Origin of the sequence: Roseibium sediminicola (genome assembly GCF_023156505.1) — a bacterium.
GTDB lineage: Bacteria > Pseudomonadota > Alphaproteobacteria > Rhizobiales > Stappiaceae > Roseibium > Roseibium sediminicola.
In genome coordinates this window covers 197,880-221,841 of the sequence record NZ_JALNMJ010000003.1, presented here as the reverse complement: position 1 = coordinate 221,841, position 23,962 = coordinate 197,880, and the positions used below count along the sequence as shown (strand labels likewise).

19 protein-coding genes are annotated in these 23,962 nt (G+C 60.8%); 11 read left to right on the top strand and 8 right to left on the bottom strand.

All coding sequences use genetic code 11. The features are described from left to right. The first annotated feature begins 35 nt into the window (after positions 1 to 35). Positions 36 to 494, top strand: a complete 459-nt coding sequence (locus M0H32_RS06510) for an Lrp/AsnC family transcriptional regulator (protein WP_248152370.1) — start codon at positions 36 to 38, stop codon at positions 492 to 494. On the opposite strand, the gene M0H32_RS06505 is transcribed toward M0H32_RS06510, so the two are convergent. Then, a complete protein-coding gene (locus M0H32_RS06505; RefSeq protein WP_248152358.1) occupies positions 460 to 3,267 on the bottom strand; it encodes a cation-translocating P-type ATPase in 2,808 nt (935 codons plus the stop codon). The genes M0H32_RS06510 and M0H32_RS06505 overlap by 35 nt on opposite strands. A 228-nt stretch (positions 3,268 to 3,495) precedes the next feature. On the opposite strand from M0H32_RS06505, the gene M0H32_RS06500 reads away from it, so the two are divergent. Both M0H32_RS06500 and M0H32_RS06495 read left to right on the top strand, forming a co-directional pair. Further along, on the top strand, positions 3,496 to 4,338 hold the full coding sequence (locus M0H32_RS06500; protein WP_248152355.1) for a universal stress protein: 843 nt from the start codon (positions 3,496 to 3,498) through the stop codon (positions 4,336 to 4,338). A gap of 80 nt (positions 4,339 to 4,418) precedes the next feature. Beyond that, positions 4,419 to 5,783 carry an MBL fold metallo-hydrolase RNA specificity domain-containing protein gene (locus tag M0H32_RS06495; protein ID WP_248152353.1) on the top strand — a complete coding sequence of 455 codons (1,365 nt, stop codon included), beginning with the start codon at positions 4,419 to 4,421 and terminating at the stop codon, positions 5,781 to 5,783. Between the two features lie 99 nt (positions 5,784 to 5,882). Here M0H32_RS06495 and M0H32_RS06490 read toward each other — a convergent pair whose 3' ends face one another. Beyond that, on the bottom strand, positions 5,883 to 6,653 hold the full coding sequence (locus M0H32_RS06490) for a GntR family transcriptional regulator (protein ID WP_248152351.1): 771 nt from the start codon (positions 6,651 to 6,653) through the stop codon (positions 5,883 to 5,885). Between the two features lie 232 nt (positions 6,654 to 6,885). Between M0H32_RS06490 and M0H32_RS06485 the strand changes: the two genes are divergently transcribed. The 8 genes from M0H32_RS06485 (at position 6,886) to M0H32_RS06450 (ending at position 17,462) form a co-directional block, all read left to right on the top strand. After that, positions 6,886 to 7,863 (top strand): sialic acid TRAP transporter substrate-binding protein SiaP, encoded by a 978-nt coding sequence (locus M0H32_RS06485; RefSeq protein ID WP_248152349.1) that lies wholly within the window; start codon positions 6,886 to 6,888, stop codon positions 7,861 to 7,863. Continuing rightward, positions 7,860 to 8,468, top strand: coding sequence for a TRAP transporter small permease (locus M0H32_RS06480; RefSeq protein ID WP_248152345.1), 609 nt, complete (start codon positions 7,860 to 7,862; stop codon positions 8,466 to 8,468). Before M0H32_RS06485 ends, M0H32_RS06480 begins: the two co-directional genes overlap by 4 nt. Before the next feature lie 16 nt (positions 8,469 to 8,484). Beyond that, positions 8,485 to 9,762, top strand: a complete 1,278-nt coding sequence (locus M0H32_RS06475) for a TRAP transporter large permease (RefSeq protein WP_248152343.1) — start codon at positions 8,485 to 8,487, stop codon at positions 9,760 to 9,762. 667 nt (positions 9,763 to 10,429) lie between these two features. Continuing rightward, positions 10,430 to 11,743 carry a DegT/DnrJ/EryC1/StrS family aminotransferase gene (locus M0H32_RS06470; RefSeq protein ID WP_248152340.1) on the top strand — a complete coding sequence of 438 codons (1,314 nt, stop codon included), beginning with the start codon at positions 10,430 to 10,432 and terminating at the stop codon, positions 11,741 to 11,743. A gap of 12 nt (positions 11,744 to 11,755) precedes the next feature. After that, a complete protein-coding gene (locus M0H32_RS06465; protein ID WP_248152339.1) occupies positions 11,756 to 13,246 on the top strand; it encodes a GMC oxidoreductase in 1,491 nt (496 codons plus the stop codon). Then, entirely contained in the window at positions 13,198 to 14,604 is a 1,407-nt protein-coding gene (locus M0H32_RS06460; RefSeq protein ID WP_282449242.1) for a sugar porter family MFS transporter, read from the top strand. The genes M0H32_RS06465 and M0H32_RS06460 overlap by 49 nt, the downstream gene beginning before the upstream one ends. Then, positions 14,601 to 15,965 (top strand): sugar porter family MFS transporter, encoded by a 1,365-nt coding sequence (locus M0H32_RS06455; RefSeq protein WP_248152334.1) that lies wholly within the window; start codon positions 14,601 to 14,603, stop codon positions 15,963 to 15,965. Before M0H32_RS06460 ends, M0H32_RS06455 begins: the two co-directional genes overlap by 4 nt. 84 nt (positions 15,966 to 16,049) lie before the next feature. Then, positions 16,050 to 17,462, top strand: a complete 1,413-nt coding sequence (locus M0H32_RS06450; protein WP_248152331.1) for a metallophosphoesterase — start codon at positions 16,050 to 16,052, stop codon at positions 17,460 to 17,462. A 10-nt stretch (positions 17,463 to 17,472) separates the two neighbouring features. On the opposite strand, the gene M0H32_RS06445 is transcribed toward M0H32_RS06450, so the two are convergent. From M0H32_RS06445 to M0H32_RS06420, 6 genes are all read right to left on the bottom strand, one after another. After that, positions 17,473 to 18,534 (bottom strand): ABC transporter ATP-binding protein, encoded by a 1,062-nt coding sequence (locus M0H32_RS06445; protein ID WP_248152328.1) that lies wholly within the window; start codon positions 18,532 to 18,534, stop codon positions 17,473 to 17,475. Between the two features lie 277 nt (positions 18,535 to 18,811). Next, entirely contained in the window at positions 18,812 to 19,654 is an 843-nt protein-coding gene (locus M0H32_RS06440; RefSeq protein ID WP_248152319.1) for a carbohydrate ABC transporter permease, read from the bottom strand. Positions 19,655 to 19,661: 7 nt separating this feature from the next. Next, the gene (locus M0H32_RS06435; RefSeq protein ID WP_425607298.1) at positions 19,662 to 20,591 is read right to left on the bottom strand and encodes a carbohydrate ABC transporter permease; all 930 of its coding nucleotides are present in this window, start codon (positions 20,589 to 20,591) and stop codon (positions 19,662 to 19,664) included. Then, entirely contained in the window at positions 20,588 to 21,844 is a 1,257-nt protein-coding gene (locus M0H32_RS06430; RefSeq protein WP_248152317.1) for an ABC transporter substrate-binding protein, read from the bottom strand. The genes M0H32_RS06435 and M0H32_RS06430 overlap by 4 nt, the downstream gene beginning before the upstream one ends. A 43-nt stretch (positions 21,845 to 21,887) precedes the next feature. Next, on the bottom strand, positions 21,888 to 23,054 hold the full coding sequence (locus tag M0H32_RS06425; RefSeq protein WP_248152315.1) for an aminotransferase class I/II-fold pyridoxal phosphate-dependent enzyme: 1,167 nt from the start codon (positions 23,052 to 23,054) through the stop codon (positions 21,888 to 21,890). Beyond that, positions 23,047 to 23,775, bottom strand: coding sequence for a FadR/GntR family transcriptional regulator (locus tag M0H32_RS06420; RefSeq protein ID WP_248152310.1), 729 nt, complete (start codon positions 23,773 to 23,775; stop codon positions 23,047 to 23,049). The genes M0H32_RS06425 and M0H32_RS06420 overlap by 8 nt, the downstream gene beginning before the upstream one ends. Between the last annotated feature and the right edge of the window lie 187 nt (positions 23,776 to 23,962).

The window sequence follows — 23,962 nt, the reverse complement described above, 5'->3', positions numbered from 1 at the left end:
TATCGAATTTGACCACGATCTTCGGAAAATTTCTCATGGATGCGCTCGATCAGAAAATTCTTACAGCTTTGCAGAAAGACAGCCGGATCTCGATGGCCAGGCTGTCCGAACAGGTCGGCCTGTCGCTCTCGGCCTGCCACCGCAGGGTCAAGCTGCTGGAGAGCAACGGGATCATTTCCGGCTACACCGTTCGCGTGGATCGAAATGCGCTCAACCTCGAGATCCAGGTATTTATCGAGGTGAAATTGACCAGCCAGCGCAAAGACGACATCACCGCGTTCGAAAACGCGATCGAACGCATGCCGGAAGTGCTCGAATGTCATCTGATCTCAGGCGAGTTCGACTATCTGATCCGTTTGATCACCAGAAACACCGCCGCCTATGAAAGCCTTTACCGCAACCGGCTGTCGCAGATCCCCAGCGTCTCGCAGATGAAGACCCTGCTCAGCCTGTCGACGGTCAAGGAGTTCCGGGGCCTTCACCTGGAGCAGTAGCAATGCCGGACCGTGTTTTTGGCTTGCCCCCCTCAATCAGGAGCAAACCCTGGCCCAATGCGAGCGGCAGAAAGCTTGCGCCAATGGCTACAAGAACCCCCTCCAGACCTGGCCAGGGCAGACCGAGAATCCCGGAAAGACCGGGATGCGCCAACGCAAGCACAATCAGGACAACACACAAAGCCAGTGCCGCCCAGACATAGCCGTTGCGCACTATGCCGCTTTTCAGAAAATGCGTGGAAGCGCTCCTGACATTGAAGACGTTCCACAGCTGCGCAAGGGCAAGCGTCACAAAGGCAACGCTTACGGCGCTCTCCGGGGCCAACTCAAGCTGGAACAATGCCACCGCGAAGGCTCCCAGGGTCGCCAGTGTGATCGCACCGCCAAGAAAGGCGATCAGGAACCAGCCATGCCGGTCGACGATCGGCGCGCGCGGATCACGTGGCGGCCGCACCATCACCTCGTCGTCGCCCTGCCCCAGCCCGAGCGCGAATGCCGGAAAGACATCCGTGACGAGATTGAGAAAGAGAATCTGGAGCGGCAACAGAGGTACAGGCAGGCCAATGCCTACCGCGATGCCGACGATCAGCACTTCGCTCACGTTGCAGGACATCAGATAGAGCACGAACTTGCGGATATTGCCGAAGATGATGCGGCCCTGGCGCATGGCATCAACGATGGTCGCGAAATTGTCGTCCTTCAGGACAATGTCCGATGCTTCGCGCGCAACCTGTGTTCCGCGCTGCCCCATTGCGATGCCGATGTCGGCTTTCTTGAGAGCCGGCGCGTCATTGACGCCATCGCCGGTCATGGCAACCACATGACCACCGTCCTGGAACAGCGAGACGAGGTTAAACTTGGTCTCCGGAGCCACCCGCGCAAAGACGTCAATATCCATGAGGCGGATTTGCGCTTCCTTGTCGCCGGAAATCAATTCCTGCTCGCCGACATCCTGTCCCGACAGCACCTTTGGATCCCGACGGCCTATGCCGGCCTCCTGCGCGATCTTTGCCGCCGTATCCGCATGATCGCCGGTCATCATCACGATTCGGACACCTGCGTTCTGGCATGCGCTGATCGCTTCCGGGATTTCCGCGCGCAATGGATCCAGAAAGCAGACCAGGGCAAGGAGACACAAGTCTTCGTAAGGTTTCGTGGAGGGCATGTCGGACCACTTGCAGGCGAGTGCGAGAAGACGCTGACCCGAGCGGGCGGCCTCGGCCTGGCGGGAAAGCCACGCCTCGCGATCTTCTTCAGTGATCGGTTGTATACCGTCTTTGCCCAAAACACCGGAGGCGGCCTTAATGACGGCTTCCGGAGCCCCCTTCACGGCATAAAGGTAACGCCCGTCGCAGGCATGAACGGTGGCCATCATCTTGCGGACCGGGTCGAAGGCATGCTGCCCGACCGGCACGAATTCCTCGTGAAGTGTCGCACGATCGAATCCAGTGCCCGCCGCCGTTTCAAGCAGCGAAATCTCCATCGGATCGCCGATGCCTGGCACGGCGGCTTTGCCATCCCACTCGGCGGTGTTGCACAGCGCACCGACTGTCAGGGCCCAGTCGAGTTCCTTCCACGTCCGCGGGTCGATCTGCCGGTCTTCAGCCGTGAAGAACACACCCGCATCACCGCGCGAAACGCCGACGGCTCCCCGATCCGTCAGATACCCGACGGCGGTCATGCGGTTTTCCGTGAGCGTGCCGGTCTTGTCCGTCAGGATCAGGGTTGTTGCACCGAGTGTCTCAACGGCGGACAGTTTGGTCACAAGCGCGTTTCTGTTCGCCATCCGCAACAAGCCGCGTGCCAGGCACAAAGTGGCCACAACCGGCAGGCCTTCCGGTATGGCGGCTACTGCGAGTGCAACGCCGGTCTTGAGCATTTCGGGGATCGAGTGTCCCCAGGCCATGCCTGCCAGGCTGGTTGCAGCCGCGAGGACAATGGTCAGCCAGACCAGCTTTTGGCCGAGGATGTCGAGACGCCTTTCCAGAGGCGAAGCTTCCTCGTCCGCCTTCTGCGCAAGGCTGCTGATATGCCCCAGCTGGGTTGCCATTCCGGTGGAAACAACAATTCCCTCGCCGAGCCCCTGTGTAACCGCTGTTCCGCTGAAAGCCATGTTGGTGCGTTCGGCCAGCGGGGTCTCTTCCGGCAAGAAAGTCACTTGCTTGATCACGGGAGCCGATTCACCCGTCAAAAGGGACTCGTCGCAATAGAGGTTCGACACGGAAACCAGGCGCAGGTCCGCGGACACAACGTCGCCCGCCTCCAAAAGGACGATGTCACCGGGGACCAGGTCCTTTGCGTTGATCACGCGCGTTTTTCCGTCCCGCCGGACACGGCAGCTGACCTCGGTAATGCGCAGCAGCGCTTCCATGGAGCGGGCCGCGCGCAACTCGGTGACGAAGCCGATAGCGGAGTTGAGCAGAAGTACGACGCAGATTGCGACCGCATCTGCAATATCGCCGAGGATTAGCGACAATACCGCTGCCGCGGCCAGAAGCCAGACGATAAGGCTCCTGAATTGGTGCGCCAGTATGCCTAGAGCACTTCGTTTCTCGTGCAGGCGAAGGCTGTTGGGACCATGAGCCCTGAGGCGTCTGGCCGCTTCCCCCTCGTCGAGGCCGACCGGCGTTTGAGTTCCCAGTTCCGCGGCAATGTCCACGGCCTCGGACGCGAAGGATTTTTCCGTACTCTTCAGACTGTCCCCCGTTGCTGCAGGTCCTGCCTGCCTGACTTGCCCGGCAGCTCTGTGCCCCGCAGCAGGCTGCCGGGACATATGCGCCACTCTCCGCAATCCGTCACCGCTACGCCAAGTCAGGAACACTCCGTATGTCCGGACGCAGCGGATGCCGCGCCGTATGACGGAACCAGCCTTCCCCGGCACGCCGCAGCCTCGCCATTGATCCAAGCCCTTCCGTAGGTAGTCGCCCCCAGCTTGTGCCGAGATCGAAACTGCGCCGATACTATACCGGCATACCATTCAATGACGTGGAAACATTATCGCATGTCCATCAGAACGATACTCGCAATAACAGATTTGGAGACAGCTCTGACGAACATTGACAAGGCCGTTTCCATTGCGCGTGCCTGCAAGGCTCACCTAACGGTGCTTGCCGTCGGTGAAGTGCCGCACCTGCCGTTTTACGGCTATGGCGGCCATGGCTATGTCGAGATCTGGGCGCGGGAATGCGACAAGCGAAAAACGGCTTTGACCTCGGTCGCCGAAGACCTGGAAAACCGCCTAGCAGGGGAAGACATATCCTTTGACGTCCGACCCGGCCTGGCCGCCATCGCCCGTGAGGACGATCTGGTTGCCCGGCATGCGATCTACTGCGACCTGGCGCTTGTCCTGCGGTCCGGGGAACTGGAGCTGTCCCTCGTGGAAAAAAATGCCATAGATGGCGCCCTGTTCGATTCGGGCAGACCGGTTCTCTATATTCCCAAGACCTTTGAGAACGGCCGGATCGGAACGCGAGTGGCAATAGCCTGGAACGCCCGGCCGGAGGCAGCGCGTGCGATCTCCGATGCATTGCCGTTCCTGATGGAGACCAAGGACATAACTCTTCTGGTCGTGGACCCTGTCGTCGGCGATGATGATCATGGCGAGGACCCGGGCAGCGACATCGCGCTTGTCCTTGCCCGCCATGGCCTCAAGGTCACTGTCCAGAACGTTGCCTCTACCGGCAGAACGGTGTCCGAAACGCTTCTCGACACCTGCCGGGAACATGGCACCGACCTGTTGGTCATGGGGGCCTATGGTCATTCGAGATTGCGGGAGAACATTTTGGGAGGCACCACGCGGGAGATGCTGGAGCGAAGCCCCGTGCCCCTGCTGCTGTCACGCTGATGACCGTCGGCCTGACGCACCAACGTCGCCAGCAGCTCAAACACCAATGACGACCGCTGAAGGGACCGGAGATCCAGTGAATGAGCGTGAAACTTACATTTCTTGGCGGTGTCGGAACGGTCACCGGATCGAAATATCTGCTGGAGGCCGAGGGGCTGAAGATCCTCGTCGATTGCGGTCTCTTTCAGGGATACAAGCAGCTGCGCCTTCGCAACTGGGGCCCCTTGCCGGTCGACCCAAAGAGCATTGACGCGGTCATCCTGACCCATGCGCATCTGGATCATTCCGGCTATGTGCCGCTCCTGGTCCGAAACGGGTTCAAGGGACCGGTTATCTCGACCGAGGCGACCCGTGACCTCTGCGCAATCCTGCTTCCCGACAGTGGTTTCCTGCAGGAAAAAGACGCCGATTTCGCCAATCGCCACGGCTTCTCCAAACACCATCCGGCGCTGCCGCTCTACACACGCAAGGACGCGGAATTGTCGCTGGAGCGGTTCAGGCCGGTCGGTTTCGGCGCGCAGAAAAAACTCTTCGACAAGGTGGACGTCCGCTTCCGAGGCGCAGGCCATATTCTCGGGGCCTCAACGGTCGAGCTGGACTGGAATGGCCGTAAGATCGTGTTTTCCGGTGATCTCGGCCGTTATGGCGACGGCATGATGCTCGACCCGGAACCGGTGCGGCATGCGGACTATCTTCTGGTGGAATCCACCTATGGCAACCGCCTTCACGAACAGGAAGATCCAGAGGATGTTCTGGCCAAGGTCATTACCGAAACAGCCGGCCGAGGCGGGACCATTGTCATTCCGGCCTTCGCCGTCGGGCGGGCCCAGTTGCTCCTGTTCCATATCCAGCGCCTCAAGGACGCCGGTCGCATCCCTGACCTGCCGGTTTTCCTGGACAGCCCAATGGCGGTCAGTGCCTCGGAGGTCTATCGCGGGCACCTTGGCGAACACAGGCTGACCGCAGAAGAATGCAACTGGTCGGGAAATGCGGCACGTTATGTCCAGGACGTCGAGGAATCAAAGGATCTCGACCGGAACCGGATGCCCAAGGTGATCGTTTCGGCCAGCGGCATGGCCACCGGCGGGCGCGTGCTGCACCACCTCAAGCACTATGCGACCGATCATCGCAACACGATCCTGTTTGCCGGATACCAGGCCGGCGGGACAAGGGGAGCCGCGCTCGTCGCCGGCGCGACCAGCGTGAAAATTCACGGCTCACAAATACCGGTGCGCGCGCAGGTCGGCAGCCTGCAGATGCTGTCGGCCCACGCGGACGCCGACGAGATCATGCGCTGGCTCGGCAACTTCCAGGCACCGCCCAAACTGACCTTCGTCACCCATGGTGAGCCGGACGCAGCGGATGCCCTTCGCCACCGGATCGAAAGCGACTTGCACTGGTCCTGCCATGTTCCGGACTATCGCGAGGAAATCGAACTTGCCTGAACAAGGTCGTGGCGACTCGACAGGCGCGGTGCCTTTTCGATCATGGACCCGGGTGCCAGGACCCAGCCGCGCCTCCGGCGAAACGCACCCCGGAAGGCCCTATTTGACGTCGAACAGGAAATAGTCCGGCCACAGGTCCTGAAAGGTGCCGATGTCGATCTGCAGCTTGTTGAGGTGGCTGGTCATCGCGGCAACCGCCGCATCGGCGTTGCCCTGTTCAATTGCGTCGAGAACCGCTGCGTGCTCGGCAACGATCATCTCCATCCGGCCGTCCTGCGGCAGGGTCAGACGCCGGTAGCGTTCCACCTGCACGCGGATCTTCTCGATCATTGTCCAGATGCCGGGATAGCCGCCGGCGGAAGCGATGCCCGCATGAAAGGCGTTGTCGGCCTCGTGGAAGGCCTGCTCATTGCCGGCTTCCGCGAGTTCGCGCTCGCGCTGGATAACGGCCCGCAGCGCCATCAACTGGCTCTTGCTGGCCTTTGCGGTCGCCTCGCGGACGCAAACCTCCTCCAGCGCCTTGCGGGCAACGATGGCTTCCTGCAGCTCTGTCACCGGTATCCTGGCGACGAAAGTGCCCGATTTCGGCACCACATCCACCAGGCGCTCCTCGGCCAGCCGCAGGATCGCCTCGCGTACGGGTGTCCGGCTGATGCCGTATGTCTCGGTGATGTCTTTCTCAACAAGCGATGTGCCGGGAGGTAGCGTGACGTTAATGATGGCGTCGCGCAGGTCGCGGTAGACGATCTCGGAGTTTCGCGTCGCCCTTGCGGACTGACGCGTCACCGGACTGCGCGGCGGAGAATTGCGCGCCCTCGGCTTGCGTTGCCTCGCCTCGCCCGCGGGTTTCTCGTCCAGTCTCACGGCCATCTCGTCTCCCGAAACCGCATCTTGCAAGCACGTAGAGTGTCGGCACTATCCGCCTCAAGACTCAACGGTTTCTCCTCTTCCGCTCATTTCACTAGCAGCCGGCATGTCGAATGGCCAGCCGGTTTGGGTTGCATTCTTAAAATATGTCATATACGTAAAATATCTTGTATACTAGTTATGCAAGTCAAGGCCGACCGGGTTGAGGAGCCTGGTTGGCCAACGGGAGGACATCATGATTGGAAGAACGATGAAGCGCGGCCTGTTGGCCGCCGCCATGACACTTGCCCTTGCCGGCCAGTCCTGGGCCGCCGACCTGAAATGGGCGCATGTCTACGAAGAAGGCTCCAGCTACCACAAATGGGCGCTCTGGGCCGCGGAGCAGATCCAAGACAAGACCGAAGGTCGCGTGACAATTTCGGTGTTTCCCGCCTCTTCGCTCGGCAAGGAAGCGGAAATCAACGAAGGCCTGACCATTGGCTCGGTCGACATGATCTATACCGGCCCGAATTTCGCCGAACGCGACTACGGCCCGATCGCCATCTCCGACTATCCTTTCATGCTGAAGGACTACGCCCACTGGCAAGCCTATCGGGACAGCGATCTTTTCAAGGAGCTCTCGGACGGCTACAAGGAGGCGACCGGCCATACGGTGATGGGTATCACCTGGTACGGCTACCGGCATGTGACCTCCAAGTTTCCGATCACCAAGCCGGCCGACATGGAAGGCCTGAAGATCAGGGTCCCGGACTCGCCGCTGATGGTGCTGTTCCCGAACGCGGTGGGCGCCAACCCGACGCCGATCGTCTTTTCCGAAGTCTATCTGGCCCTGCAGCAGGGTGTTGTCGATGCCCAGGAAAACCCGCTGCCGACCATCAAGTTCAAGAAATTCTACGAGGTCCAGTCGAACATCAACTTGACCGGCCATATCGGCAACTCGCTGATTGTCGTGGTCTCCGAGACCGCAATGGGACAGCTCGGTGATGACGCAGTCATCGTGGAAGAAGTGGTCAAGGACGCCCTGGCGCAGAACGCAGACGAAATCTACCAGTCCGAACAGGAGCTGGCGCAGTGGTTTGTTGAACAGGGGATCCAGGTGAACGAGGTTGACAAGGCAGCGTTCCAGGCAGCTGTCGCCCCGATCCTGACCGACGAAAGCAAGGTGCCCTATACCCAGGAGCACTACGAGCGGATGCAGGCCCTCGCTCAATGACGGACAGCAGCGAGGCAGTGGCAGGCAAGCCGCCGCGTGACACCTCACCCTTGCCGGAAGGGCGCGCCGACAGCGCGCCCGACCTGCTCCGGTTCGAAGACGAGAAAACCGATCTGAGCGCCGTGAAATGGATTGATGCTCCCGGTATTCTGGTCTTCTGGGTGCTGGCCGTGGTGGTGTTCCTGCAGTTCTTTACCCGCTATGTGCTCAACGATTCCCTCGCTTGGACCGAGGAAGTCGCGCGCTATCTGCTGATCCTTGTCTGTTTCCTGGGATCGGTCACGGCAACCCGGCGCGGCGCTCATATCACGCTGGAATTCCTGATGCGCCTGGTGCCGCCGGCCCTGGCGAAAGTCCTGACATTGCTGTCCCAGACGATCACGCTCGGCTTTTTCGGCGCCATGACCTGGATCGGCGTCGAGCTAACCCAGAAAACCCGGCAGAAAATGATTTCCCTGCCGATCCCGAAAGCCTGGATCTACACGATCTGCGTGATCGCGCTCGCCCTGACGACCCTCTATTCGGCCCTTTGGCTATGGCGGCGCCTGCGCCAATCCCCCGAAGAGATCGTCCGTTCCTTGGACGATCACCTGACCACCGATTGAACGAAAGACACACCGCATGGCCATAGCGCTGATGATCCTGTTCCTGTTTGCGCTGATGATCATCGGCGTCCCGGTTGCCGCCGCGCTCGGGCTGGCCTCCCTGGCCTTCATCGTCTTCGAGGGCCTGCCGCCGATGATCGTCCTGGCCAACATGGTCAACGGCATCAATTCTTTCCCGTTGATCGCGGTTCCCTTCTTTATCCTGGCCGGCAACCTGATGAACTCGGCCGGCATCACGACCCGCATCTTCGCCTTTGCCCGCGCGGCCGTCGGCTGGATGCATGGCGGACTGGGGCATGTGAATGTCGGCGCCAGCGTCATCTTCGCCGGCATGTCCGGCGCGGCGGTCGCCGATGCGGGCGGGCTCGGCAACATCGAGATCCGGGCCATGCGCGATGCCGGCTACGACACGGATTTCGCCGTCGGTGTCACGGCCGCCTCATCGACCATCGGGCCGATCATTCCCCCGTCCCTGCCGCTGGTGATCTATGGCGTCGTCGCCGATGCCTCCATCGGCCAGCTGTTCATGGCCGGCATTGTCCCGGGTCTGATGATGGCGCTGGCCCTGATGGTCATGGTGGCCTGGTATTCGCGCCGCCGGAACTATCCGCGCGACCTCGATTTCCGGATCGGCCGGCTCGGCCGGACTTTCGTGGACGCGCTGCTGCCGCTGATGACCCCGATGATCATCATCGGCGGCATCATGTTCGGTGTTTTCACTCCGACCGAAGCCGCGATCGCGGCGGTCGCCTGGTGCATCTTTCTCGGGACCGCGGTCTACCGGACACTTGATTTCCGTAAGATCCTGAAAGTGTCCTTCGAAACCGTGGAAATGACCGCGGCCATCATGCTCATCGTCGCCGCCTCGACCATCTTCGCCTGGATCCTGACCGCCAACCAGACCGCACGGGAATTTTCCGAGTTGATGGTCAGCGTCACCGACAACCGCGTCGCCCTGCTTCTGATCATCACCCTGATCGTTCTGGTGATCGGCCTTTTCATGGAAACCATCGCCGCAATCACGATCCTGACCCCCGTGCTGCTGCCCGTTGCGGTCGGCCTCGGCATCGATCCGGTGCATTTCGGCATCATCATGATCCTGAATCTGATGATCGGCCTGCTGACGCCACCGGTCGGCATGGTGCTTTATGTGCTGTCCAAGGTTGCGCAGGTGCCGTTCGAGCGCTGCGTGACGGCGACGGCGCCGTTCCTGGTGCCGCTGATCACGGTTCTCCTGCTGCTGACCTTCGTGCCGGCCTTTTCCATGTGGCTGCCCAGCCTGATTTACCGGTAAGGCGCTTTCTCCCGCCGCTTTTTTCGAGGGGTGACCGCTCCGCACCAGGAGGATGTCCCGATTGCACAGTGTCAATGGCTTCCCGGCGGCGCCCCTCGCTGAAACTTGCGCGATCAAGAACCGGTTCCGTCGAGGTACCACGTTCACAAGGATCTGGATCACGACGACGCTGCAAACGGCTTCCTTCTCCGGGCCTCGTGGGCGCTGCTCCACCAGGCGCCGGTCTGCCGGCTCCAAACGCAGCCGTTCCCGGAATGCAGCATACTTAATAAAAGCCAAAATCCGGGACGCGATCGAATTTCAAAAACAAATAAATTCTGTCCCACCAATGTTTTTTTGAATTAATACTTCGAATTTAAGCTCCTCCTCAAAACGAGATACCCACTCCATTGATCTGGTATTTTTTACAATTACCAGATTTGCATAACTCAATTTCCATACACTCCACATGATCGCCACAATTAACTCTGCGGCAATCAAATGGAAATATCGTTCAGCGTCAGATCAAGGGGAGAACACGCCCGGTCCGGTTGCGCACTAGATTTCCCAGGTGCCTGACGGGAGAACGGACCCCACGCCTACAGAGTAATTCGACAACACTTGCCCAACCCTGAACGAATGCGGGTGCTTGCCTGTCCCGTTGAACCAGTACGGAGGACCTCGCCAAGTGACTTTGACAGATCAACAACAGAGATTGGCCATTGATGGCGGCACGCCAGTGCGCACGACACCGTTGCCCTGGGAGCTCCCGGGCGCGCATTGGATCGGCGAGGAAGAACGCGAACTGGTGGATCGGGTCTTGCGCTCGAAGAGCCCGTTCCGCTTCTACGGCATCGATCCCCAGTTCATGGTGGAAACCCTGGAACGGGAATGGTGCGAGACCTATGGGTACAACCACGCGCTGGCCGTCAATTCCGGCACGGCGGCGCTTTCCATCGCCTTGTCGGCGCTTGAGGTTGGCCCGGGTGACGAGGTACTGGTCGCCGGGTACATGTGGGTAAGCTGCATATCGGCCATCGTCCGGGCCGGCGCCATTCCCCGGCTGGTCGATATCGACGACACGTTCTGCATGGATCCCAAGGACCTGGAGCGCAAGATCAGTTCCCGCAGCAGGGCCGTCCTGCTGGTTCACATGAGCGGCGCCCCCGGCCACGTCACGGAAATCGCGGAGATCGCTCGCAAGCACGGACTGGGGCTGATTGAAGACTGCGCGCAGGCCGCCGGTGCCAGCCAGAACGGGACGCCCGTCGGCCGCTTCGGCGATATTGCGACGTTCAGCTTTCAGATGAACAAGAACATGACGTCGGGCGACGGCGGCATGATCGTGTGCAAGGACGACGTGCTTTATCGCCGGATTGTTGCCATGCACGACCTGGGTTATGCCCGCAACGACGCCGGCCGGTTCGATCCGGAGGATACGACCTGTCAGTTCTGGGGCATCGGCGCGCGCATGTCGGATCTCGCCGGGGCCATGGCCTTGGCGCAGTCGCGCAAGCTCGGCAAGATCACAGGTGCCATGCGCAGTGCAAAATGGCGCATCCGCGAAGCCCTGTCCGACATACCCGATATCAAGTTCCGTCATGTTATCGATCCGAACGGTGACAGCGGTCCGTTCCTGATCATGACCTTCGAGGATGCGGATATCTGTTCGCGCTTCATGGCAGCCGTTAAAGCCGAAGGCATTCATGGTCCTGAAGGATCCTTGGGCTGTCTGCCCATGCGCGACTGGGGGCTTCACTGGTATTTCAACATCCCCAGCCTGACCGAAAAACGCTCAAACACCCGGGACGGCTTCCCCTGGTCACACCCGGACAACGCCTTTGCATCACAGATCGACTATCATCGCGGACTGCTGCCGGTCTGCGACGACCTGCACGACCGCTCAGGATTGCTGTCCATCGCCTCAATCCTGACCGAAGCGGATGTCGACGACATTGTTCAGGCGATCCGCAAAGTTGCTTCTGTCTATTTCAATCGCTGAGGTTTGATCATCATGAAATCCCTGTCCTCGGTCCTGACCTCGGACCTGTTTTCCATCGCCAAGTCCACAACGAACATCGACGTCCTGATCATAGGGTCCGGCAAGGCGGGCGTTACCAGTGCCATTGAACTGGCAAACAAGGGCCTGTCGGTCGTGATCCTTGAGGCCGGGCCGTTTGTGCTTTCCAGCCACGTCGGGTCGACCCCGTTCCGCAGCCGCAGCGATCTGACACCGCAGGTTCATAACCTTGTGCGGTACAGAACCGCCTGGACAGATCGGGCTCACTTCGATGAAGCCGTTGCGCCACCCCTGAACAACGACGCCTGGGCGGCCGTCGGGGGCCGCACCCTGTTCTGGGGAGGCTGCACGCCGCGCTTTGCAGAATGGGATTTCGCCGACTGGCCGTTCAGTTACGGCGAGTTCGAACCTTATTACCAGAAGGCCGAGAACCTGATGCACGTCTCGGGCCCGAACACGGACCGTCCAGCCTTTTTCCGGGGGGAGGCTCAACAGGGACTTCTCAACCGCCTCAACGAGGCCGGTATTGAGGCCGTGCACGCCTCGACAGGTGTGGATACCCAGGAAACACTCAACGGCTACATGCCACGCGGTTTCGACAGTTCGTCGGACCGGCTGATCCGCAGCGGGCTTCTGGCGCGAGAGGTCGCACGAGGACGGATTGTGCTGGTGCCCAATACGATTGCCGAACATGTCGACCATGACGGCCGCAATGTTACCGGCCTGGTCGCCAGAGGCACCGACGAAGAACAGCGCTTTCGCCTGGTTGCCCGCCACTACACACTTGCAGGCGGCGCGATCCAGTCAACCCGTCTGGCCCTGGCCTCAGGCCTGAAGGACCTGCACCCGGATGTGGGCACCCACATCGCCGATCACCAGTTCATCCAGGGCCTGTTCAAGTTGCGCAAGCCCCTGAAAGAACCGATTTATGCGTTTATTCCACCGACAAAGGAACGCCCCTATCACATCCAGATCCAGGGTCCGTTCGCTGAAACCTGGTACACGCCCTATCACGCCACCGTCTGGCTCGATTGCAATCCGGACGGCCTGTATCTTCTGGCCTATTGCTTCGGTGTCGGGGAATCCTCGGAAACCAACGAGGTCGTGCTGACCAGGGGCCAGAGTGACGGCCCCGGTGATTTGGGCAAATACGCTGTCATTGCCGACCGCAGCGACAGCGACAAACGAATCCTGGGCGAGATGGACGCCTTCCTGCCGCAGGTTGCCGACGCGCTCGATGCCGAACTGATGCGCACCCAGGTCAATCCGCTCGGAGCAGCCCTGCACGAGATAGGCGGATTGCGCATGTCGGGAGAACCGGACCAGGGGGTCACCAACTCCCATGGTCAATTCTGGCGGCTTCCGAACCTGTCTGTCGCGGACGCGGCCGCGTGGCCTTCACAGGGCTCTGCCAACAGCTACCTGACAATCACTGCATGGTCTCTGCGCCATGCCGAGGGCGTTTACGCACGCCTTTCGGCCTGAAAACGCGAAGGAAGACTCGGATGCTCATAAGATTGGTTGCCCTGGCCGCCCTGTTCGGCATGCTGTTCGGGTTCGATGAAGGCGTGATAGCCGGCGCCCTGCCCCTGATCACCAAGACCTTCGACATTTCCGCAACCGGCGAAGGGTTTATGACGGCCGCAGTCCCGCTTGGGGCGGTCGCGGGGGCAATTCTGGCCGCAATGTATGCAGACAGCCTCGGCCGGCGGAAAGTGCTGATGATGTGTTCCCTCGTCTTCGCGTTCGGCGCGGTTGCAGCCGGCTCTGCGACAAGCGAGGAAATCCTCGTCGGTGCGCGTCTGATGCTCGGTCTTGCCATCGGGGCGTCGGCGCTGGCGGCTCCCATGTTTCTGGCCGAGCTTGCGCCCGCGAAATACAGGGGCGCCGTGGTGTCGGCGTTTCAGTTGATGATTACCGTCGGCATTCTCACCTCCTACCTCGTCGACATGGTCCTCGAGCCCCATGGTGCGTGGCGGTGGATGCTCGCGCTCGGTGCAGTGCCGGCTCTGGTGTGCTTCACCGGCATCATCTTTTCGCCCGAGAGCCCGCGCTGGCTGACCATGAAAGGCGCACGGGACAAGGCGATTGAGGTCGTCAGCCTGATCCAGCCGGACCTTTCCAGGGAACAGGCCACTCACGTTGTCGCGGAAATCGAGCAAGCGAAAGCCGCCGGGGGCGCAGAACCGGGATGGACTGCCTTCCTGTCCGACAACGTCCGGCCGCTGGTGATATTCACGATTGCCGCCTTCGTGCTCCAGCAGGTCAGCGGGATCAACGCGGTCATCTACTATGCGCCGATCATCATGAAAGATGCGGGTTTCGACGGCTCCAGCTCACAACTCGCCGCAACGGTGGGTATCGGGGTGGTGAACGTATTGATGACGGTCGTCGCCATGTTCGTGGTCGACCGTTTTGGCCGCCGCCCCCTGCTCATCCTGGGATTTATCGGGACCGCGCTGAGCCTTGTGGTGATTTCCTTTGCCATGCAGCCCGACAAGCCGGAGCTGGCTCCGCTGGCTCTCACGGCGCTGTTCGCCTATATCGCCTTCTTCGCAGTCAGCCTTGGCCCGTTGCCCTGGCTTTACATGTCAGAGCTGTTCCCGCTCGCGCTGCGCAGCCGCGGCATGGCCATGGCGTCGGTCGCCAACTGGAGCTTCAATTTCATCGTTGTCTTCGCCTTCCCGGTGGTCCTGGCTCATTTCGGCGCTGTGGTGACCTTCGCCATTTTCGGCATCTTCTGCACCATTGGCGCGATTTTCTCCTGGTTCTATGCCCCCGAAACCAAGGGCGTCAGTCTTGAAGAAATCGAAATGCAGCACAGCCCAGCTGCTGCGACATGACAGCTGAACAGGTCACAGGCACGCGGCTCTACCTTGCAGTGGCCCGCGTGTCGTTCCTGACGATTTGCGCGGGTTTGCTGTTTGGCTACAGCACCGCCAGCATCGCTGGATGGCTGGACGAAATCGGCCGCGAATTCGACCTCGGAACGACGGGCAAGGAATACGTCACCGTTTCTCTGGTGTTCTGCTGCTTTCTCGGAGCGATAGCCGCCGGCCCGCTGGCGAAAACGTCCGGGCGACGGATCACGCTGTTGACGGCCTTCGGGCTGGCAGCTGCCGGTTATGGCCTGATCCTTACCCATCCCGGCCTGTCCGGATTGATCCTTGCGCGCATTCTTGTCGGCCTCTCTGTCGGCCTGTCGTCGATGGCGGGGCCCATGTATGCGGGCGAGGCAACCCCGGCCCGGTTCCGCGGAAGCGTCGTGTCCCTGTTCCAGCTTGCCGTCACCATGGGCATACTCGCTGCCTATACCGTGCCGCTTATAATTGAGGACCCGGCGTCATGGGCCTTTGGCATCGGTCTGGGCATCGTGATCGCTCTGGCAGGCTTCGCCGCCTTGCTGATGACACCGGAAAGCCCGGTCTGGCTGGCGCGCGTCGGTCGCGAGGCCGAGGCGCAATCCGTCTCGGCGTCTCTGGGTCTTGCGCGGGTTCCCGTTGCAGGAACGACCGTGCAGCCCGCACTGCCCCTCGGGAAAATCCTGCGGGTCGGCACCACCCCGGCTGTCCTGACACTATGCTGCGGCTTGTTCATTCTGCAAAACCTGAGCGGTATCGACGGCATTCTCTATTATGCTCCCGCGATCTTCGTCGATCTGGGCTTCTCGCGCGGAACCGCCGCCCTCGGGGCGACCTTTGGACTGGGGCTGATCAACCTGATCGCGACCATCGTGGCGATCGCAACGGTCGACCGGCTGGGACGCAGGCCGCTTGCTATCTACGGATCGCTCGTCATGGTCGCCGGCCTGCTGGGAGTCGTCGCTGCCCATCTCTGGTCCTTGCCCATGCTCGGCCTGACTGCCTTGTGCGTCTATATCGCGGCCTTTGCCATCAGCCTTGGTCCCCTGCCCTATGTCGTCATGTCGGAGCTGGTTCCCTCGGCCATCCGGGAGACCGGCATCGCCGTGGCGTCGGCCACCAGCTGGCTGTTCAACGCCCTGATCGCCTTCGTCTTCCTGACCGGCGTTTCAAGCATCGGACTTGACGGGGTCTTTCTGATCTTCGCGGCGGTTTGTGTCTGTTCTCTGGTCATCTCGCTGGTCTGGTTGCCGGAGACCAAGTCCAGAAACCTTGCAGCGATCGAGAGCAACGTAATAAACGGAGTTCCGCTTCGCCAGCTGGGCAAGGAAGCTCAGGAATAGGCACCTGGCCGGCGCTGTAAATGGTGCAGAAACTGTGTTTCTCTGAAAGAGTTTCCCGAAATACCGCACGTCAGGGTGGTCAGCATGTTCAGGATCAATACCTTTGCCACAGTCGTTTCCGCAGCAATGTCGCTGCCGCTCGCGAGTGCCCTTGCACAGGATACCACCCCGCCACTTCAGCCGGGTCCTGATGAGGGCCTTTTCCTGATCGTGACCGATATTCATTTCGATCCCTTCACCAATCCGGCCCTGGTTCCTGAACTTGACAAAAGCCCGCTCTCCGGCTGGCCCGCTATCTTGAAATCGGCACCGCCCACAATCGAGGGCTACGGAAAGGATGCCGGCTTCACGCTGATGCTCTCGGCTCTCGAGGCCGCGGCAGCCCAGAACATGTCCTATGACTATGTGCTCTATACCGGCGACTACCTGAGCCACCATTTCAACGACCACTACAACAAATACGCCGGCCCTTCGCCTGAAGGGGTTACCTCCTTTGCCGTCAAAACCACGCAACTGGTTTCGAAACTCCTGGGGGAGAGTTTTGGCGGGATTCCGGTCTTTGGCGTTCTCGGCAACGAGGATTCCGCCTGCGGCGACTACAACATCGCGCCGAGTGGGGCCTATCTGGATGGCCTTGCAAACCAATGGGCCAAACTGAGCCTGCAGCCGCAGCGTTTCGGCCATTTTGCTTCGGGTGGATACTACAAGGTTGCACACCCCACCCTCGCGGACCAGGACGTCATAGCCCTCAACAGCGTCTTCTGGTCCACACGCTATTCGGACAAATGCAATCCGGATGGCGGCGATCCTGGAGCCGACGTCATGACCTGGCTCGAGCAACAGCTTTCCGAAACGCGGGATGCGGGCCGGAGAGCCCAGATCCTCATGCATGTTCCGCCGGGGATCGACGCTTATGACACGGCCCAGGATGCGGGTGCGGGCACCTGCGACGCAGGCGTCGAGCTGTTCTGGCGCGATCCGTATCTGTCGGACTATCTGGCCCTCATGAAGAAATACGCCGGGACCGTCGATTATTCGTTCTCTGGACACACGCACATGGACGGATTTACGGTGCTCAGGGACGATGGCGGCCAACCGCTGATGGTCAACAAGATCAGCCCATCAGTGAGCCCCAAGTTCGGCAACAACCCGGCGTTTTCGGTATTTCTCTACAACCGCAAAAGCGGTGTGCTGAAGGATTCCGTGACCTTCTATCTGACGAATCTGGTCGCAGCCACATCGGGCGCACAACCGGAATGGCGTCCGGAATACACCTACCGCGGCACCTATTCGGTCCCGGACCTATCCGCTGACAGCTTCGCTTCGGTCGCGGAGACACTCGGCAGCAACACACAGCTGCAACAGCGTTTCATTGACCTTTACTCCGTGTCAGCGGCCAAAAAGCAGATCGACAGCTCGAGTTGGCAGGCCTTTTCCTGCGCCCTTGAGGCCGCTGACATGGATGCCTACAAGACGTGCTACTGCGGCGGCAACTAGAGCCCATCCGTCAGGCCGCCAGGCGGCGGCCGTCCGGGTCGAACAGATGCGTCTTGGCAAGATCGACGGCAATGCCGACCGGCTCCCCGGTCTTCAGCGGAAAATGACCGTGCTCGCGCACCAGCACCTGGCCGATGCCCGGCACATGCGCGTGGATGTTGGTGTCGGAGCCCAGATGTTCGACCAGCTCCGCCGTGCCTGACAGGTGCGCGGCGTCCGGGGCAACGATGTTGAGATGTTCGGGGCGCACGCCAAGTTCGCTGGCGCGTTTCTGGCCGTCCGGCAGACCGACCGAAAGCGCCGCGCCGTTTTTCAGGCGAATGCCGCCCTCGCCCGGCTCGATCTCCAGAATGTTCATGGTCGGCGAACCGATGAACTGGGCGACAAACTTGTTGGCCGGCCGGTCGTAGAGTTCCAGAGGCGTGCCGACCTGCTGGATGTCGCCGGCATTCAGAACCACGATCCGGTCGGCCAGGGTCAGGGCCTCGACCTGGTCGTGGGTGACGTAGATCATCGTCGCCTTCAGCCGCTGATGCAGCCGGGCGATTTCAAGGCGCATTTCGACACGCAAAGCGGCGTCAAGGTTCGACAGCGGCTCGTCGAACAGGAAGGCGCTTGGATCGCGCACGATGGCGCGGCCCATGGCAACGCGCTGGCGCTGGCCGCCAGAGAGCTGTTTCGGCAGCCGTTCGGTCAGCTTGGTGAGGCCGAGGGTCTGCGCCGCCAGGGCGACCTTGCTTGTCCGCTCCTCATTCGGCGCTTTGCGGATCTCAAGCGAAAAGCCCATGTTCCGGGCGACATCCATATGCGGGTAGAGCGCATAGGACTGGAACACCATGGCCATGTCGCGATCGCGCGGCGGCACCTCGTTCATGCGCTTTCCGTCGACGGTAAAGTCGCCACCGGAAATCGGTTCCAGACCCGCGATCATCCTGAGCAAGGTCGACTTGCCGCAGCCGGACGGGCCAACCAGCACGATGAATTCGCCGTCTTCGATGGTCAGGTTGATGTCGCGCATGACTTCGACCGAGCCATAGGACTTGGCAATGTTGTTGAGCTGGATACGTGCCATTTGAATGTCCTCTAGGGTCAGGACCCATGAATTTGGTTGATTTGGCGCAGCAAACGGCGATGAGCTGCGAGGAAAAGCGCGAAAAGCGGGCTTCCTGCCCGGTTGAGCGGTTTGACGCAGCAGATCGAAGCCGTTTTTGCGTCCCTACGGGATAGTGTGAATTTGCCCGGCAACGTCGTTGCAAATCTTTGAAAACCAGGCGGTTTCCTGCAGTTTTGCGCCTCGTATCCGAACAAATTCATCCCTACCAAATCAACCAAATTCATGGGTCCTGACCCTACCCTTTGACGGCGCCAGAGGTCAGCCCCTGGACCAGATAGCGCTGGATGAAGATGAAGAAGAGACAGGACGGCACCAGGGCAAGCACGCCGGCGGCCATCATCTGTCCCCAGTCGACCGAGAATTTCGAGACGAAGGTCAGCAGCCCGACCGGGAAGGTCATGGTGTCGTTGGAATTGATCAGCATGAGCGCAAAGAGCAGTTCGCTCCAGGCCGCCGTGAAGACAAAGCCAAGCGTCGCGCCGAGCCCCGGCAGGGTCAGCGGCATGATGATCTTCCTGAGCGCCTCGAAACGGGTGCAGCCGTCGATCATGCCGGCTTCCTCAAGATCCTTCGGGATGCCGTCGAAGAAGGACTGCATCAGGAAGGTCGCGAAGGGAATGTTGAAGGCGGTGTAGACGATGATCAGGCTGGTCAGCGAGTTCAGGAGCCCGATGGCCGCAACGATCTTGTAGATCGGCGCGATGATCATCAGGAGCGGGAACATCTGGGTGATCAACATCAATGCGATCACCAGCCGCTTGCCGCGGAAGTCGAAACGCGAGAAAGCATAGCCGGCGGCTGCCGCAAAGCAGGTGGTGATGGCGGCCGTGCCGAGCGACACGATCAGGCTGTTCTTGAAATAGGCCAGGAAATCCGTCGCCACCAGGACCGTCTCGAAATTCTCGAACGTGACCTTGCTCGGGAAGAGCGCCGTGCCTTCGGTGTAGATCAGCTTGTCCGGCGTGATCGCGATCTTGGCAAGCCAGTAGAGCGGGAACAGGGCGAAGCCGACATAAAAGGCCAGCGCCAGGTATTTTCCCGTGACCGCCAGAGGCGTGCTTCTGCGGAGAGCGCTCATGGAAACCTCAGATCTTGACCAGCTTCTTGCGCAGAACCAAGAGGATCACGGCATAGAGCAGCAGCAGGGCCAGCAGCGCGACGGCAATCGCCGAGGCGTAGCCGAATTCCAGTTTGCGGAAGGCGGTGGTGAAAATGTAGGTCGACAGGATCTGCGTGGAATTGGCAGGCCCGCCGCCGGTCATGACGAAGATGAGATCGGCGAAGTTCGCGATCCAGATCGTCCTCAGCATGACGGTGATGGCGATCATCGGCGCCAGGAACGGCAGCGTGATCTTGGTGAATGTCTGCCAGGCCGTGGCACCGTCGATCTCCGCGGCTTCATAGAGCTCGCCCGGAATAGACTGCAGGGCCGCCAGCAGCGTGATGGCGAAGAACGGAATGCCGAACCAGACATTGGCGGTGACCGGGCCCCACATGGCCAGGTTCGGATCGCCCAGGATGTTGAACGGTTCGGACAGGATGCCGAGCGCGGCGAGCCAGTGCGGCAACGGGCCGATGGTCGGGTTGAACAGCCATGCCCAGGTCAGCGCAGACAGAAAGGTCGGCACGGCCCACGGCAGGAACACCAGCGCCTGGACGATGCGCTTGCCGTAAAACTGCGTGTTGAGCAGAAGGGCAAGGCCGAGGCCGAGAAAGAACTGGAAGAAGATGGAGCCGATGGTCCACCAGAAGGTGTTGGTCAGCGCCAGCCAGAATTTCCGGTCGCTCCAGAGCGCCTGGAAATTCTCGAAACCGACCCAGCCGGTCTCGAACGGCCGCAGCAGGTTGACGGCCTGGAAGGCGTAGGAGATCCCGATCACCAGGGGAACCAGCATCACGAGCGCGATCAGGATCAGCGCGGGCGCGATGTAGAGATAGGGTTCCACCATGTAGCGGAAGTAGAAGGAGGGCCGCGCCCGGGAGTTCCCGGGCGCGGCGGTGTCAATCGCGGTCATTGTGCGGCTTTCCAGCGTGTATATTCGTCCGTCAGGAACTCGGCCCACTGATCGGCCACTTCCTGGGCACTGATCTGGCCCAGCAGCGCTTCCTGGCTGGTCTCCAGGGCGATGCTGTCGGCGAAGTAGCCGAACTGTTCCAGATAGGTCGGCATGACCGTCGGGATGTATTCGTCACCGTTCAGTGTGTCGAACCAGCCGGCGAACTGCTCGGTCTTGAAGAACGGATCCTGTTCGGCGCCTTCATGGATCGGAATGACACCGACGCGCTTGGCCCATTCCTTGTTGGCTTCCGGGCTGGAGAGATGCGCGATCAGCTTCCAGGAGAGATCCTTATCGGAAGACGTATCGAACATGGACCAACCGGCGAAGCCGATTGTCGGGAAGGCCTTGCCGGCCGGGCCGACCGGCATCGGTACGACGGCGAAGTCTTCCGCGTCCATGCGCTCGGAGACGGCGATCAGCGCGTCCGGATCCTGGTCGAGGAAGGCACAAGTGCCGGAATAGAAGCCGGCGACGATCTCATTGAAGCCCCAGCTGACGGAATCCTTCGGCGCATAGCCGTTCTGATACATGTCGATCAGGAACTGGATGCCTTCCACGGAGCCCGGCTGGTTGAGCGTGCTCTTGCCGTCCTCGTCGAAGAAGGTGTTGCTGCCGTTCATGGTGGCAGCCATCATGATCCAGCCGTTGAGACCGCCCGGGCCGCCGCGCAGGCAGTAGCCGTATTTGCCGTCCAGCTCGGACACGGCCTTGGAGGCGGCCATGAAGTCGTCCATGGTGCGCGGCGGTTCGCTGACACCGGCCTCTTCAAGCAGTTTCTTGTTGTAGAAGAGAGCGCGCAGATAGAAACCGTACGGAATCATGCGGGCGCTCTTGCCGTCCGTCTGACGGCCCATGTCGAGCGTCTTCTGGGTGAGCGTCGAACCGTGCTCCCACTCGGCAATGCGGTCGTTGAGGTCGACCAGCTTGTCCTTGTAGATGCCGGCCCAGCGGTCGGGCATCTCGACGACATCGGGAATGTCGCCTCCGGCCACCATGGTGGCGAATTTCTCGAAGGCCTGGCCCCAGGGCAGCGAGACGATCTCGACCTCGGTGCCCGGATTGGCGGCCTCGAAGGCATCGACCTGGGCTTGCAGCACCTTGGTGCGTTCCGGGCTGGTGATGACTTCCACCAGTTTCAGCGTTTCGGCGCTCGCGGCAGATCCCGCCATCATCGCCAATACGCTAATTGCTCCTATCAGTCCCCTCATGATCAACTCCACTTGTTGGAAGGTTTCGTCGTGATTGCGCCGCTTATGTCCGGGCGCTTGTGCTCAGGGCCGCTTCGAAATCGGCCCAAAGGTCGTTGGGGTCTTCCAGACCCAGGCTCAGGCGCAGGATCCGGTCCGAGACGCCAAAGCGTTGCATTGAATTCTGTTCGCCCGCCTGGGCGAGGCCGATCCTTGTGGGCAGGATCAGGCTTTCAAAACCGCCCCAGCTGACACCGAGCCGGAACAGGTTGAGCGCGTCGGCCAGACGCGGAATATCGATGGTCTCATCAACCTCGACGGAGAGCAGTCCGGAGCGGCCGGTGAGGCCTGGCACCACGTTGGGTCCGGGCGACAGCACCGCGGTCACGTTCGGATGGGCCGACAGCCGGTCGACAAACAGATTGGCGGTTTCCTGGTGCTGGCGCATGCGAGCCCCAAGCGTGCGCAGGCCCCGGGTCAGCAAGAAGGCTTCGAAGGGGGCGAGCTTGCCGCCGAGCAGGGTCAGGGTGAGATCGCGGATCCGGGTGATCAGTTCCTGGCGCGCGATCACCACTCCGGCGACCGTGTCGGAATGCCCGGAGAGATACTTCGAGGCGGAATGCAGGGTGATGTCGATGCCGAGGGAGAGCGGGCGCTGGAACAGCGGCGTTGCCCAGGAATTGTCGACCACCGTCAGCGTGCCATGCCGTTTGGCGTTTGCGGCAACCGCGCTCAGGTCCATGGTCTGGAACACGACCGAGTTCGGGCTTTCCAGATAGGCCAGCTTCACGCCCTTGAGCAGATCGGGGTCGGTCTGGAATTCCTCGATGGAATGGTAGCTGACACCGATCCCGAAGGGCTTCAGCAGACGTTCGAACAGGCGGTAAGCATCCGGGTAGACATGTTCGATACAGGCAATCCGGTCACCGGGCTTTACAAAGGCCAGCACGGTCGAGGAGATTGCCGCCATGCCGGACGCAAAACCGACGGCGGCCTCGCCGTCCTCGGCCTGCGCCATCAGCTTCTCGAAGGCGGCGACCGTCGGGTTCTGGACGCGCGTATAGAGCGGATCGCCCGAGCGGCCCGCCATGCGGTCCTCGAAGGCCTGGTAGCTGTCGAAGGTGAACAGCGAGGTCTGCACGATCGGCGGCGCCACCGCACCGCCGAAATCGGTCGCGGCCGCGGCCAGCAAGGTTTCGATCGAATATCCGCCCGGCACAGCGTCAGCCATCATGTTCCTCTGAAATCTTCTGGGTTTCGACGCAGACCATGTCGATGATCGTCTGGGTCAGTTCCGCAGCCTTGTCCTCGTCCCCCGCAATGATCGCGTCGGCGAGCGGACGGTGAAGCGGAATGGTCTCCTGGCCGAGATGGGCCTTGCCGAACGGCGTTTCGTAAATGTCGTGAAAGGCTTTCTGGATCTGCTCGATGAACTGCCGGAACAGGGGATTGCCGGTCGCCTCGTGAATGGCGTTGTGAAAGCGATGGTCCGCCGGCCGCCAGTCCTCGCCGGCCTCGAACACCGCCATCAGTTCGGCCGCCCTTGCGTTGATGAGCTTGCGCTGTTCCGGGGTCGCCTGACGCGTGGCGATCCGAACCGCCTCGATTTCCAGCGGCCCGCGGACCTGCTGCATGCGCAACAGGCTTTCAGCTTCGTGTTTGATGGTCAGGGCCACGCGCAGAGTGTTTTGTGAGATTTCCGCGATCAGGCGGGTGCCGGCGCCCTTGTTCCGGCTGACCACGCCCATGCTTTCCCAGGTTTTCAGGGTTTCGCGGATGGTCGAGCGGCCAAAACCGAGACGGCGCACCAGGTCCAGCTCCGGCGGCAGGCGATCGCCCACCTTGAGCCCCTCTTCCTCGATCAACGCGATCAAAGCCCGCGGCACGTCCCGGGGCCCGTCGGTCCGCTCCGTGTCGATCTCAGAAGATGTCTGGTTTGCGTTTTCCGGCATGGACCGCTGTCGACCTTTGTTGTTTGCCATAGGACGTTACCACTTTGTCTGACATTGTAAAGACTTTGTCTGACATAATTTTCAGACATAGCATGTGACGGAATAAATAGCTGGATTTGTTGAAGAATTCTGAAACGAGCACTGTGAAGAAATGCAGAGATGTACGCCCTCTCCTGCGTCATCCTGG